We start from the raw sequence: 12,451 nt of genomic DNA on the forward strand, positions 1-12,451 counted from the left end.
CCATGGATCTGTGGCAACTGAAAGTATTTACCAGCGTGGTAAAGGAAAAAAGCTTTTCCCGGGCAGGAGAAGCCATATTTCTTTCCCAGCCCACCGTCAGCAGCCACATTAAAGATTTGGAAACCCATTTTGGATGCCAGCTCATTGACCGGTTGGGAAGGGAAGCTGTCCCCACAAAAGCCGGAGAACTGCTTTATGGATATGCCCTTAAAATGCTCCAGCTCAAGGCTGAAACAGAAGCCGGGATATCCCATTTCCTGGGGCATGCCAAAGGCCATATCACCATGGGTGGCAGCACCATACCGGCGGGGTATATTATTCCCCGGGTCATCGGACCCTTCAATGCCCGCTATCCTGACATTTCTCTTTCAGTGCTGACCAGGGACAGTGCTGAAATTATTGAAAAGGTCGTCAACGGAGAGGTGGAGCTAGGCATCGTGGGGGCAAAGGCAAACATAGCCCAGATTCACCAGGAGAAACTATCAGGGGATGACATGCGCCTTATTGTACCTGCAGACCATCCCTGGACTGAACAAAAAAGTATCCATTATACCCAACTGCCAGGGGAACCCTTTCTGGCAAGGGAAGAGGGCTCTGGCACCTGGGAGGCCATCACCCAAAGCATGAAAAGGGTTGGCATCCATCCGGACCAGTTAAACATTGTTGCCCGCCTTGGCAACACAACGGCCGTGGTTCAGGGAATTTTAAACCATGCCGGCATCTCCATTCTATCCCCCATTGCCGTGGCTGATGAACTTCAGCAGCAAAGGCTTTTTGCCATAAAAATAGAAGGAGTGGACCTGACCCGGCATTTTTTTATGACAACACATGGAAAACGTACCATATCTCCCCTTGCCAAGCTTTTCATACAATTCATCAAGGACTGGTACCTTGCACCAGGGCAGGCTCAATAACAACAATACCCGGGCATTCCTTTTCAGGATGAACTACATTTTGTTTAAAATGGGGCCAGAAAGGAAACTGACGACACTGCAGGGGGCGCACAGGATAAATACCGCATTTTATCCCGGACTCCAAAAAAATACAATGCCACTCCCCTGCCAGATTCTTTTCCCTTATGGAAAATCTATTCTGGCGTTTAATGAAATACTCTCCAAGCCCGTCAATAATGTTGGCTCCTGAAAAATGGCAGATGGCTGCCATCTCCCGGGAGGTCACCCATATATTTCCAGACCTCCCCCGGCAGCATCGGCTGTTGCAGGTATTGCAGGCAGCAGGGTTAAACCCGAAGGGAAAGCCCTCCTGATATACCAGCTGGTGTTTCATGGGCCTTTAGTCTCCCCCCGGATGGCCATCAGAACAGATACCCAATGGCCAGAAACCCCACCACCAAAAGAATGGTAAACACTGTGGCAATGAGATTAAAATAACGTTCGATGAACTGCTGGATACCCGGCCCGAAAAAGGCGATCAATCCCCCCACCAGGAAAAATCTCAGACTCCTTGAAAGGGCCGAGGAAATAAAGAAAACGGGGAAGCTCACCCCAAAGGCACCGGCGGAAATGGTGAACAATTTATAGGGAAGAGGGGTAAAACCGGCAATGCCCACCGCCCATGCATCCCATGTTCGATAAAGAGATGCAATATAATCGGCCTTATCGGCCAGGCCATAAAAAGCAATTATGCCGTTGCCCACAACTTCCATGAACTGCCATCCGATAACATACCCCAGACATCCCCCCAAAAGGGAACCTAGGCTGCAGATCAGGGCAAATTGCCAGGCTTTTTTCGGCGCCCCCACGGCAAGGGCAATGAGCAGCACATCCGGGGGAATGGGAAAAAAAGAAGATTCACAGAAAGCAAGAATAAAAAGAGCCCAGGCTCCGCCGGGCCGCTTTGCCCACCCCAATACCCAGTCATACGCTTTTTTCAACATATTTATGCCTTCCATCCGTGCTGACCGATGAGCTTTACAAAGCGACACCCACCCAAGTTATTTATGGAAATTCCCTGTTTGTGTTTTGTGGCCAGCAACAGTTCCTGAGTCATCAGCCCCCCCACGGGCATGATCAGTCTTCCCCCCATGGCCAGCTGGTCCAGCAGGGGCGGTGGGATCTGTTCCCCCCCTGCTGTGACGATGATCGCATCAAAGGGACTTTCATCTTTCCAGCCCTGGGTACCGTCCCCATAATGGGTCACAATATTATGGTATCGCAATTGATCAAACAGTTTACGTGAGCGCATGAACAGCGTACTATTACGTTCAATGGTGTACACCCGGAAAACAATCTGGGCCAGTATTGCCGCCTGGAATCCCGAACCGGTACCGATCTCCAGGACCCTATCATCCCCGTTGAGTTCAAGGGCCTGGGTCATCTCGGAGATGATATAAGGCTGGGAAATGGTCTGTCCTTCCCCGATGGGCAGGGGAAAATCGCCATAGGCACTGTCTGCAAGGGCTTCATTAACAAATAGATGCCTTGGAACAGTGGACATGGCCCGGATGACAGCGGCATCGGTGACCCCCCTGGCAACGATCTGTTTTTCCACCATCTGCTGCCTGAGCATCTTAAATTTTCTATGCGCAGTATTCATGCTCATCTTCCTGTCTTAATTTTTGGAGTTGGCCCATGTGATTACCCGTCCCTGCTTTTAACTGATACAGGGCGGCGATCAATAACTGCCTGGGTCCATACTAAATCAGATCGAAAAAATTGAGTTATTATCAGTCCTCCGGTGACCCGTCAAGCAGAACCCTTATTCACGCATGGTTCATATAAAAACATACGAATCAAATGGACTATTGATTTTTATTTTGGTAACCGTTATAAAATTCAAACCATGACAAAAGTTCAGCAAATAACCCTGGCATTTATCTTTTCTTCCGTAATAGTCATTATCGGCATCGTTGGTTATATGACCATTGAGAAGTGGAGTTTTATTGACGCCGCATACATGACCGCCATCACCTTGAGTACCGTGGGATTTTCCGAAGTAAACGGCATCAGCACCGCCGGTCGCATTTTCACCATTTTTCTGATTTTTACAGGCGTGGGTTATTTTTTATATCTGGCCGGTGTGATCATGCAGTTTGTGGTTGAAGGAGAAATAAAATCCATCCTCGGGAGGAGAAAATTGGACACCAATATCAGCAAACTCAAAAACCATTACATTATCTGCGGTTACGGCCGCATTGGCAGAATCCTCTGTGATCAGCTGCGGGAGGATGTGCCCAATCTTGTGGTGCTGGAAAAGGATGAATCCTTAAATCCCACCATGGACAAGGACCGGGTGCTTTACCTCAATGGAGACGCTTCGGAGGAAGGACTGCTGATCAAGGCAGGTATTCATAAGGCAAAACATTTGATTGCCGCCCTGGCAACGGATATGGATAATGTTTTTCTGGTATTAACAGCACGTCAGCTCAACCCCGGCATCCACATCATGGCCCGGGCCGGCAGCAACAATGTAAAAAGCAAGCTGCTGGCCGCCGGTGCCAATCGGGTGGAATCACCCTATGACATCGGCGCAGTATCCATGGGCCTCAAGCTGTTACGACCCAGCGTGAGCAGTTTTCTGGACATTGCATTATCCCGGAAAAAAAAGGCCATCCAGATTGAGGAGACCACCGTTTCCGAAAATGCCCCCCTTGCCAACATCATGCTCAAGGATTCCGGCATCCGTCAGAATTTTGACCTCATCATTATTGCCATTCGCAAAAAAGACGGTGAAATGATATTCAACCCCTCCTTTGATACCCGCATGGAATGCGGAGACACCGTCATTGTAATGGGGCAACCTGACAATCTTGCCAGGTTTAATGTGGCCTTGAATCCGCAGTCGCAGTAAAGCCCGCCCCCGTTCCGCTGATTCAGGGGACACATCTCCCCCGCCCCAAAGTGGCCCATATTGCGATCAAACCCCGGTGTCATGACCAAGCCGATTCAATTAAACCAACATCACCGGATAAGGGGCGCCTCCACTAAATTTTATAAATGGTTCGCTGATCCGTGATAATGATATCCAAATTATGTTTTCTGGAATCCATGGGCACATGCTCCACAATCTGCTCTTCAAAGGCAATGGCAATTTTTCTGGTGGTCTCCGGCAGTTTTGCAATCAATCGATTGTAAAATCCCTCGCCAAATCCAATCCGTCCTCCCTTTTCATCAAAGGCAAGCCCTGGAATCACAGCAATATCAATTTGATCCAGAGCTACTTTTTTGCAGGAATCCGGGTTGGGTTCCATACGATCCGAAGAACTCTTTCTCAAATCCGTATCCAGATCATTAATCCGAAACAATGAAATGGCATGCTTTGATTCAGAAAAGGATGGTAAAATAATACCCTTTCTTGCAGCAAGGCTGATCCGAAGAATTTTATCAGTGGCCATTTCACTGGCCCGCTGCACATAAAGAAGTGCAAGCTCTGCTTCCAGAAAGTTGGCAAATTCCAATAGTTTATTCTCAATGGTTTCCTGCTTTTTTGCCATCTCTTCAGGAGAAAAACCGGCCAGCCGTTCTGCTATCCCGGTCAAAATACTTTTCTTGCTATCTCTGGTCTCATGCATATAAAAAACACTCCCCGCTCAAAACAGTTTCCTGGAATATTATACACCGCGAAACAATTGTCAATATTCAATAATGATTGACGGATTTCCACCGCCATGATATTTTTCTCGAATTGATTCAATTAACTAATAATAATTAACAGTTCTCACATATCACATACAGGGATTGAAATGCTGGAAATAAAATATGTTAGAGAGAATATTGAAGAAGTGAGAAACGCACTGGGCAAAAGGGCGGCGGCCCTTGACTTTGATGCATTTATCCAGGCGGAAAAAAAAAGAAGACAGCTCCTCCAGGAGATTGAAACCTTAAGGCACCAGCGCAATGTGGTTTCAGACACCATTGCCGTCATGAAAAAATCAGGCCAAGATGCCGATGAAAGTATTCAGGAAATGCGCAAAGTTGCAGATACCATAAAGTCTCTGGATTATGAATTTGCAGCAACCGAGCAGTCCATCAACAAGTTCATGATATCCATGCCCAACATTCCCCACCCCGATGTTCCCCAGGGACTCACCGAAGACGACAACCGTCTGGAAAGACAGGTGGGGACCCCACGAGCCTTTGATTTTCCCATCCAGGCCCACTGGGACCTTGGAGAATCATTGGGAATCCTGGATTTTGCAAGGGCCGCCAAGATCACCGGTGCCAGGTTTCCACTGTATCTGGGTGCCGGTGCCCGACTGGAACGCGCACTGATCAACTTCATGCTGGACATCCACATCAATGAACATGGCTACACCGAGGTACTGCCCCCCTTTATTGTGAGCAGAAAAAGCCTCACCGGCACCGGCCAGCTGCCCAAGTTTGAAGAGGATCTGTTCAAACTTGAAAATAGTGATTACTTCATGATTCCCACATCGGAAGTCCCCCTTACTAATATTTACAGTGATGAGATCCTTGACGAAGAAAAACTGCCCATTAAATTTACGGCTTATACACCCTGTTTCAGGTCCGAAGCCGGATCCCACGGCAGAGACACCCGAGGACTTATCCGGCAGCATCAGTTCAACAAGGTGGAGATGGTCAAATACACCACCCCGGAAACAAGCTTTGATGAACTTGAAAGCCTTGTGGCAAATGCAGAAACCATTTTGAAGCGCCTGGGCCTGCCCTATCAGGTGGTGACGCTTTGCACCGGTGATCTGGGATTTTCAGCAGCAAAAACCTATGACATTGAGGTGTGGATGCCAGGCCAGGACACCTATAGGGAAATATCATCCTGCAGCAATTGCGTGGATTTCCAGGCCCGCCGGGCCGGCATTAAATTTCGACGTCCCGGGGCCAAAAAACCGGAACTTGTACACACGCTAAATGGCTCCGGACTTGCCGTGGGCCGATGCGTGGCAGCCATACTTGAAAACTATCAACAACCCGACGGCTCCGTGGAAATTCCCGAAGCCCTTATCCCCTATATGGGAGGCAAAAAGGTAATCACCCATGAGACCCGATAATTTTCCAGAAGCCATTCAACCCTTTCTTGTGCCAAAACCCACCGGTACCCTTTATTATCAGTGCCTTGGCTGTTCGGCTCAGTTTTCCATGGAAAAACTTTTGTACGTGTGTCCCCAGTGCGGACAGGTATTGCTCATTGAGAACAGAAACGCCGAGGATCTGAAAAAAATTCCCGGCACTACCTGGCAGCAGATTTTTGATTATCGGCGTATGCTCAACATACCGGCTCTGAAGGGCATCTACCGGTTCCATGAGTTCATCGGCCCCACCCTGCCCCTGGAATCCATTGTATACCTTGGAGAAGGACACACCCCGGTGGTGGAAGCCAATGAACTGTTGCAGGAAAAGGTGGGCGTCCAGTTCTACTACAAGAACGACGGCCAGAACCCCAGTGCTTCCTTTAAAGACCGCGGCATGGCAAGCGCACTGTCCTACATCAAGTATCTACTGGATCAGAATCTGGCATCAGATGTCATTGCCGTGTGTGCCTCCACCGGAGATACATCTGCGGCGGCGGCCCTATATGCGGCCTATCTCCAGCCCAACATCAAATCCGCCGTGCTGCTGCCCCATAAAAAAGTTACTCCCCAGCAGCTGTCCCAGCCCCTGGGAAGTGGTGCCAAGGTATTTGAAATCCCCGGTGTCTTTGACGACTGCATGAAAATAGTTGAAAAACTTTCTGAAGAATACCCGGTCGCTCTGCTCAATTCCAAAAACGCCTGGCGGATTCTGGGACAGGAGTCTTACTCCTATGAAATTGCCCAGGAATTTGAATATGAGATGAAAAACAAAGCGGTGGTGGTGCCCATCGGCAATGCCGGGAACATCTCTGCCGTGATGAACGGTTTCATGAAATTCCATGCCGTGGGCATCATTGATGAACTTCCCAAAATCATCGGGGTGCAGTCAGAACACGCGGATCCGGTTTATCAGTACTACCTGGAGCCGGACCCGGAAAAAAGGCAATTCAAGCCCGTCAACGTTCAACCCAGTGTGGCCCAAGCTGCCATGATCGGTAACCCCGTTTCCATGCCCCGGGTTATGCAGCTGGTAGAAAAATACAATGCCGCTGCCGGTGAAAAGCGGGTTTTCTTCACCCAGGTCACCGAGCAGGAGATCATGGACTGGGGTCTTGAGGCCAACCGCAACGGACACATTGCCTGCACCCAGGGGGGCGAATGTCTGGCTGGGCTTGTCCGGGCTGTAAAGCTGGGTATTGTAACCACGGATGAAACCGCCATTGTGGATGCCACGGCCCATGCCATAAAATTTTCCGGATTTCAGGATCTTTATTTCAATGGCCAAATCCCAAAAGATTACGGCATCACATCAAAGGCAGAACTGATAAATGCCCCCCGGCTTGTGCTTCCCGGAAACCCGGAAAAAGTACCGGTCCAGGGGACCCCATTGAGCGATGCGGATTTTAAAGTATTTGCTGAAGAGATTGCCGGTCGCATTGCATCGGAACTGAATCTTTAAAACACAAACCACACAAGGTCATAATGAAACGATCAGGACTACTTGTTGTCATATATTTACTCACAACCATGGTAGTGTGTCCTGATCGTTGTTACACCGCCACCAGACTCCTTAAAACTTCTTATAAGAACTATACGGTTCATACATTTCGTGGTATTGATATATTGTGTGAACCCTACCAGATCAAAAAGGGAGACTGGATCAGCAAAATATTGAGACGAAAAGGGGATATATCAAACACAAATTTTCCTCTTTTCCTGGCCATGTTTAAAAGTTTCAATCCCCATATCCCCAATCCCAACGATATTGTTCCCGGTCAGCAGATCATCCTCCCCCTTAGAGAATTTGACTCCCGACAATTTCAACCCAGCAAAAAAAGACAAATTATTGTGCCCATGCTTCAGCTCAGCGAGATTTCCCATGAACTTACCGGGTTTGTCGAACAAAAAAAGGTAAAAGAGGGGGACCGGATTGAAGCGCTTATGGATCGCTTTTTTCTGGACCATGAGGGTCGCCTCATGGCAAAGGGTGAGTTTGCCCTTAAACTGGCCAACCCAGACCTTAAAACCTTCACCCCCCTGGTTCCGAACACCTTCATTAATATACCCCTGCCAGCCATGTGCCTTCAGCCATGGTTTCCCCAAAAATTTCAGGCCAGTCACTCAACCAGGCGCAATCGATTTGCACTCAATCCCGCAAACAGGCCTTTACCTGCAATATCTCTTTCTAAATACGAAAAAACAAAGCAAACGCCTCTGGTAACAGAAAACAGCCCCCCCGTAACTTCCCGGGTACCCGCCGCCATGAACCGGGTGCCCGCCATGAAAAGGATTCAACAATATGCAACGATGGTGGACGGGCAGTTAATCAATCAAGGAATCTATCATTTCCCAGACACTGAAACCCGGAAAGACATGATGCTGGATCTGGCATTCACCCCCATCATTGAACTCGAGAACAATTCAAAAATTATTATCTTTCCCCGGGAAAGACCGGATGAGGAGCTTCTCAAAGCCCTTAAATTATTCTGGAAGGATATTACCGTCATGGATATGGAAATGGTGGATATAAAGCTTGCGCCTCCCCCCCCCACAATATCTATTCCCCCAGACAGACGTAAAGCCGTCACCATGCTTCTTGAAAAAAGCGGACAAACCGTTTGGTCACACGACACATACACCGTCATGGTGGGTGGCGTGGAAATCATTATAGATGCGGATCGGGTAGAAAGAACACCTGGCCCGGATTTATTAATCCTGTTCGATCAAATATATGGCAATGCCTTGAATCTACTGCAACAACAGGGGTATACCATCCTTCCCATCTCCCCCAGTGATGGAGCGATGCACACTGCGCGGGAATTATTTGGGGCACTGGATATATCCACCGTTCTCAATCCTGTTTTTATGAATCGCTCCACCCGGCAATCCCTATCCATTCCAGGGCTTTTTATTGCCGGGTCCTCCCCTTTGTTTCTATCGACCCAGGACCTGAACTCCGCCACCCAAGACTTTTTTTCACGCAATGGTGTGGCGGTTATACGCACAAGTGCTCCCAGCCCCCTTTGAACCCCTGCAAAATTCAGAGAGAACCTCATGACAGGAGAACACCCATGACAAAACTAATCCCATGCTGTTTCATCCTCATCCTGATGGTAGGATGTGCTTCTCACACCGAACAGCCTCCCCAGGACCGGCAGGTTGCCGCATCCACCAAGGCTTTGGGAGAAGCATACATGGCCCAGGGCAATTACATCGCAGCCCTGAGAGAATTGCTCAATGCAGAAAAAAAACTGCCCAAGGATCCTTTTCTGCAATATGATCTGGGGCTGGTGTATCTGGCAAGGGAAAAATATGGTCTAGCAGAAAGCCGTTTTAAAAAAGCGATTTCCATAAAAAAAAATTATACGGCTGCAAAAAACAGCCTGGGCGTGGTTTTTTTAAAGCAACGGAAATGGGATTCAGCCATCATCATGTTCCGGGAAATATCCGAGGATCTTTTATATGCCACCCCCCACTACCCCCTGTCCAACATGGGCTGGGCCTATCTTGGCAAAGGCGATTACATGGGGGCACAAGCCAGTTTTAAAAGGGCATTAAAAGCCAAACCCGACTTTATCAATGCCATCCATGGCCTGGCCACCACCTATCTGGCTGAGGGTCAGCCCCAGCGTTCCTGGCAGGTGCTGGACAAGGCTGTTTCTAAATACCCCGACTCGCCGGTGCTTCATTCAGATCTTGCCAGAACGCTGGAAATGATGGGAGAGTTTACGGCGGCAAAAACATCCTGGCAGCAGGTGATCCGCCTTGCACCGGACAGCGGGCTGGCTGAGGAGGCTCGGCAGCGGTTGGAGTAATTCTCCCAACGATGATCTCATCGGATTAACGAGTTAATATCCACCACTACAGGTACCGTTCGTCACCATGGCCTTGGTGCAGAGGAGTGTGGTCTCGTAATAATTAGATTTATCCCCAGCCTGGGCAGTAATTCTGACCTTTATATTATCTGCATAAGACATGGGATACCTTAAAGTAGTGGATGCCACTCCATTCTCAGTCAGTATAGGACTGGTAATGGAAGATCCCTGTATGGGATCAATAACCCCGTTTCCGTTTTTATCTTCCCCGACATCCAAGATATTATTGCCGTTGAGATCTTCTGTGGCAGCCATATCCAGTGTACCGATTAATAATAATGCGGTATCAAGAATACCGTTCCCGTTAAGATCCTCATCAGGATCCAATATTCCATTTCCATCTGTATCTTCTTCTACTTCTACTTCTATAGTGCTTTGATTAACATTATCAGAGAACCAGTCCACTCCAAGGACGGCTCCAAATTCAGGTGGAAAACAAGCATTTGTAGGTTCACAGCAAAGGCCGGTTCTATTTGTTTCACCGTCGGCACTCCAGCAGTGGACAATACCGTCATCATCACGATCCTCATCAAAGGCTATTGATTCAACGCTGAACAACACCGGTATACCATCGGCTACAGGATTTCCGTTGATATCAGTGACAAGAGCGCTGACCCCCACTTCAAGAAAGCCTTGTTCCACATCAGGCTGGATCACGCTTTCCAAGTTGATACTAACACTAATATTGGCTACGGGGCCTGCTATGGTCAAATAAATAAGGTTCCCTGGCCCGGTGAAATTTGGTTCAAGGGAGGATTCAATTTCCACCATGTCACTGGTCAATGCGCCGGCATAGAAGTTGATTTCAGCAACGCCCATTGAATTTGTCACCTTAACACTCTCGGACAAATATTCTCCGCCACCTGGTCCATTTACAATACGGAAATAAATATTCTGCGAAGGCACTGGATTGTCATTTTCATCGTACACTGCCGCCCGAATCGTGGATACACCTGTATTAACATCAATCACTCCAGGATCCTTACTCAGCACGATTTTATCAGCATCTTCAGCCAAAATAACAACCTTGGTTTGGGCCGTCAGGACCACGTCTTCCTGAGGTTCCAGAAAATCAATGGTGGTCGTAGCATCCACCACGGCAATTCCAGATTGTGTCCCTGGTGTCAAGAGGGTGTTCACCTCGCCTGCAGAATTCGTTGTCGCCTGATAGGGTGAAAGGATTCCCAAGGTGGTGCTGAAATTGACGATCTGGCCTGATTTGGCGATACCATTTTCAAGTAGCTCAAACTTCAATGGCTGAGTTTCTGACAACGTAATAACATCGGACAGACCATCTCCATCCACAAATCGCAGAACATAGGCCAGGAAAACAACAGACGTTTCTGCAGTGGCATTACGGGCAGTGGCAGTAATATTGGCTGTCCCAGAGTCTTCTGATTTCAAATAGATCTCAGCCTCTCCAGCAGCACTGGTAGTCACTTGCTCATTATTACTCAGGGGATTAGCAACACTGTCCGTAAAAATTCCCCGATCTGTTGTCACCGATATCACTTCATCGGCAATGGGGGTGCCAGCAGCATCTGTAAAAATCATGGAAATCTTTGATAATGGGTGATCTGTGGGTGCATCAGTCACAAGATAGGGCAGAAGACTTAATGGCTGGGCCTCCATATCAATACTGACACCAGTAAAGGCCATGGTAGCGGAAGCGGAAATTCCCTGGCTGGTGCCCGTAACAACGACCTTGCCAGCCCCCTGTCGGTTCCAGCGATCACTGGTAATCATGGCAATGGCCTGGCCATTTTCATCGGTGGTGTGTGGGGAAGTAATAAGACCACCTGTGGTCGTAAAAACAACATCAGCATCAGGGACTGCCTGATTTTCAACAGTTTTCACAGTTGCAATAACTTGGCTTTGACTACTTCCATCGGCAGAGAGTATCGTCTGCACAATCCGCATTTCCACCCTTCCAACCACCAGTCCTCCACCGATGAACGATACATCAATGGTTTGACTCACACCACCAGAAACCGCAGAAACACTGGCAATTCCGGGGCTGGTTCCAGCAATCAAAGAAACTTTCAAGGTACCGGAAGCATCCGTGGTCTCAAGGGTCTGTGTCGTGTCACCATTGGAGAAGGCGCCATGGCTGGTGGTAAAAATCACCGATGTGCCCTTGGGTATGGGACTCCCGGAGGTATCCGAAATTTGGACGGTTATGGCACTGGAACTGGTCCCGTCTGCAGGAATCGCAGTGGGTGTGGCGGTCAGGGTCATGGTACCTACAGCGGGTGCATCCGCGCCCTCAAACGTGACGATGATGCGCTGGGTCACCCCGCCGGAGGTGGCCGTAACTTCGGCAAATCCCGCCACGGCCGACGCAATTAAGGATACCGTGACCGATCCAGAAGCATCCGTAGTCTCAAGGGTCTGTGTCGTGTCACCATTGGAGAAGGCACCACGGGTGGTGGTGAAGATCACCGGCGTGCCCTTGGGCATCAGATTCCCGGACGTGTCTGATATCCGGGCGGTTACCGCACTGGAGCTGAACCCGTCTGCAGGAATCGCAGTGGGTGTGGCGGACAGAGTGATGGCTCCCACCACTGCG

Annotated in this window: 11 protein-coding genes; 6 read left to right on the top strand and 5 right to left on the bottom strand. The window is 48.9% G+C overall.

The features are described 5' to 3' along the window. Positions 1–2: 2 nt before the first annotated feature. Positions 3–914: a selenium metabolism-associated LysR family transcriptional regulator gene (locus ACYQ2M_RS04810; protein ID WP_459915188.1), complete on the top strand. Its 912-nt coding sequence runs from the start codon at positions 3–5 to the stop codon at positions 912–914. Here the strand turns inward: ACYQ2M_RS04810 and ACYQ2M_RS04815 are convergent. From ACYQ2M_RS04815 to ACYQ2M_RS04825, 3 genes are read right to left on the bottom strand one after another with little or no spacing between them, the layout of a single operon-like run. After that, positions 877–1,287 (bottom strand): YkgJ family cysteine cluster protein, encoded by a 411-nt coding sequence (locus ACYQ2M_RS04815; protein WP_459915189.1) that lies wholly within the window; start codon positions 1,285–1,287, stop codon positions 877–879. The genes ACYQ2M_RS04810 and ACYQ2M_RS04815 overlap by 38 nt on opposite strands. Before the next feature lie 28 nt (positions 1,288–1,315). Further along, a complete protein-coding gene (locus tag ACYQ2M_RS04820) occupies positions 1,316–1,897 on the bottom strand; it encodes a YqaA family protein (protein ID WP_459915190.1) in 582 nt (193 codons plus the stop codon). Positions 1,898–1,899: 2 nt separating this feature from the next. Further along, complete coding sequence (locus tag ACYQ2M_RS04825) at positions 1,900–2,556, bottom strand: protein-L-isoaspartate(D-aspartate) O-methyltransferase (RefSeq protein WP_459915191.1); 657 nt, start codon at positions 2,554–2,556, stop codon at positions 1,900–1,902. Between the two features lie 246 nt (positions 2,557–2,802). Between ACYQ2M_RS04825 and ACYQ2M_RS04830 the strand changes: the two genes are divergently transcribed. Further along, complete coding sequence (locus ACYQ2M_RS04830) at positions 2,803–3,810, top strand: potassium channel family protein (protein WP_459915192.1); 1,008 nt, start codon at positions 2,803–2,805, stop codon at positions 3,808–3,810. 133 nt (positions 3,811–3,943) lie between these two features. Here the strand turns inward: ACYQ2M_RS04830 and ACYQ2M_RS04835 are convergent, their stop codons facing one another. After that, positions 3,944–4,531, bottom strand: a complete 588-nt coding sequence (locus tag ACYQ2M_RS04835; RefSeq protein ID WP_459915193.1) for a 5-formyltetrahydrofolate cyclo-ligase — start codon at positions 4,529–4,531, stop codon at positions 3,944–3,946. Positions 4,532–4,702: 171 nt separating this feature from the next. Between ACYQ2M_RS04835 and serS the strand changes: the two genes are divergently transcribed. From serS to ACYQ2M_RS04855, 4 genes are read left to right on the top strand one after another with little or no spacing between them, the layout of a single operon-like run. Next, the gene (gene serS / locus ACYQ2M_RS04840) at positions 4,703–5,986 is read left to right on the top strand and encodes a serine--tRNA ligase (protein WP_459915194.1); all 1,284 of its coding nucleotides are present in this window, start codon (positions 4,703–4,705) and stop codon (positions 5,984–5,986) included. Beyond that, on the top strand, positions 5,973–7,466 hold the full coding sequence (gene thrC / locus ACYQ2M_RS04845) for a threonine synthase (protein WP_459915195.1): 1,494 nt from the start codon (positions 5,973–5,975) through the stop codon (positions 7,464–7,466). Before serS ends, thrC begins: the two co-directional genes overlap by 14 nt. 23 nt (positions 7,467–7,489) lie before the next feature. Further along, positions 7,490–9,034 carry a LysM peptidoglycan-binding domain-containing protein gene (locus ACYQ2M_RS04850; protein WP_459915196.1) on the top strand — a complete coding sequence of 515 codons (1,545 nt, stop codon included), beginning with the start codon at positions 7,490–7,492 and terminating at the stop codon, positions 9,032–9,034. Between the two features lie 44 nt (positions 9,035–9,078). Next, positions 9,079–9,822: a tetratricopeptide repeat protein gene (locus tag ACYQ2M_RS04855; protein WP_459915197.1), complete on the top strand. Its 744-nt coding sequence runs from the start codon at positions 9,079–9,081 to the stop codon at positions 9,820–9,822. A 33-nt stretch (positions 9,823–9,855) separates the two neighbouring features. Here the strand turns inward: ACYQ2M_RS04855 and ACYQ2M_RS04860 are convergent. Further along, the coding region (locus ACYQ2M_RS04860; protein WP_459915198.1) for an Ig-like domain-containing protein at positions 9,856–12,451 on the bottom strand (2,596 nt) is incomplete at its 5' end.

It is taken from the genome of Desulfocicer niacini (genome assembly GCF_054657595.1).

What these genes read in the sequence shown, in the direction of transcription:
- ACYQ2M_RS04810 (WP_459915188.1), top strand. Translation starts at nt 3, where the DNA reads ATGGATCTGTGGCAACTGAAAGTATTTACCAGCGTGGTAAAGGAAAAA.
- ACYQ2M_RS04815 (WP_459915189.1), bottom strand. Translation starts at nt 1,287, where the DNA reads ATGAAACACCAGCTGGTATATCAGGAGGGCTTTCCCTTCGGGTTTAAC.
- ACYQ2M_RS04820 (WP_459915190.1), bottom strand. Translation starts at nt 1,897, where the DNA reads ATGTTGAAAAAAGCGTATGACTGGGTATTGGGGTGGGCAAAGCGGCCC.
- ACYQ2M_RS04825 (WP_459915191.1), bottom strand. Translation starts at nt 2,556, where the DNA reads ATGAATACTGCGCATAGAAAATTTAAGATGCTCAGGCAGCAGATGGTG.
- ACYQ2M_RS04830 (WP_459915192.1), top strand. Translation starts at nt 2,803, where the DNA reads ATGACAAAAGTTCAGCAAATAACCCTGGCATTTATCTTTTCTTCCGTA.
- ACYQ2M_RS04835 (WP_459915193.1), bottom strand. Translation starts at nt 4,531, where the DNA reads ATGCATGAGACCAGAGATAGCAAGAAAAGTATTTTGACCGGGATAGCA.
- serS (WP_459915194.1), top strand. Translation starts at nt 4,703, where the DNA reads ATGCTGGAAATAAAATATGTTAGAGAGAATATTGAAGAAGTGAGAAAC.
- thrC (WP_459915195.1), top strand. Translation starts at nt 5,973, where the DNA reads ATGAGACCCGATAATTTTCCAGAAGCCATTCAACCCTTTCTTGTGCCA.
- ACYQ2M_RS04850 (WP_459915196.1), top strand. Translation starts at nt 7,490, where the DNA reads ATGAAACGATCAGGACTACTTGTTGTCATATATTTACTCACAACCATG.
- ACYQ2M_RS04855 (WP_459915197.1), top strand. Translation starts at nt 9,079, where the DNA reads ATGACAAAACTAATCCCATGCTGTTTCATCCTCATCCTGATGGTAGGA.